The organism is Natronomonas aquatica (genome assembly GCF_024449025.1).
Lineage (GTDB): Archaea > Halobacteriota > Halobacteria > Halobacteriales > Haloarculaceae > Natronomonas > Natronomonas aquatica.
In genome coordinates, this window is the sequence record NZ_JAHLKM010000079.1 from 1 (window position 1) to 598 (window position 598).

Sequence of the window (598 nt, forward strand, 5' to 3'; positions counted from 1 at the left end):
CTGACCGAGAAAACCGTCGTTGTCGTCGATCAGTTCACCAAGCGCGTCGGGACAGTTCAACGACGTGGCTGGTACCCGATTGGTTCAAATCCGACGATAGAGACATCGAACTCGTGGGATAAGGTAACCGTCCTGGGCGCTGTCACCGACGACGGTGACAGCTTCTACTGCTGGACTGAAGAGAATCTCACCTCACAGCAAGGAATCTGGTTGCTTGGTGCGCTTCAAGAACGGTTCGGTGAGGAATTAGTGGTGTTTCTCGACCGTGCTGGGTATTTTTACAACAGGGATCTCTGGGAACACGTCAGCGGTGAGCGCGCGACCGACACTGTCGGAGACAGTTCGGTCGCGTGCGTGCACGGAGACGATGAAGGTGAAGAGCATCTCGATGTGTGGTACTTTCCGCCGAAATTACCGGAGCTCAACCCGGTAGAAGGATGCTGGGATCGGCTCAACGAATGGTTCAAACATCGTCTCATCCCGGATCTTACGACGCTGAAACAGCAGATCCAACGAGGACTCCCCACGGTTGATGAACCGAATATCTGGAACTACCTCTGCCGTGATAACGGTAAAGACTAACGCACGACCGTATGAA

General features: G+C 53.8%; 1 protein-coding gene. It reads left to right on the plus strand.

Annotation, left to right across the window (positions count from 1 at the left end):
* Window positions 1-582 (plus strand): transposase (locus KM295_RS16815; protein WP_256031533.1); only part of this gene is annotated, 582 nt, incomplete at its 5' end.
* Window positions 583-598: the final 16 nt, after the last annotated feature.